The sequence below is a fragment of the Pseudomonas sp. PKS genome (genome assembly GCF_051913525.1).
GTDB lineage: Bacteria > Pseudomonadota > Gammaproteobacteria > Pseudomonadales > Pseudomonadaceae > Aquipseudomonas > Aquipseudomonas guariconensis_D.
Map to the genome: position 1 here is coordinate 1 of NZ_JBEGDO010000079.1, position 208 is coordinate 208.

General features: G+C 24.5%; 1 pseudogene. It reads left to right on the forward strand.

The features are described from left to right. Positions 1-208: pseudogene (locus ABOA88_RS24155) on the forward strand (IS3-like element IS1296 family transposase); the annotation flags it as partial.

Sequence of the window (208 nt, forward strand, 5' to 3'; positions counted from 1 at the left end):
AAAAAATCTAAATTAAAAAACCATAATGATGACAGAGTTAAAGAACTAAAAAAAGAACTTGAATATTATAAATTGGAGAATGAATATCTAAAAAAGCTCCACACCTTGTTGGAAAAAAAGCAGCCAACAAGGAAAAAACAAAAGTAGTTTTAGAGTTGTTAAAAAGGTATAAGAATGTTAAACTAACAATCTTTTTAAAAATTGCAAA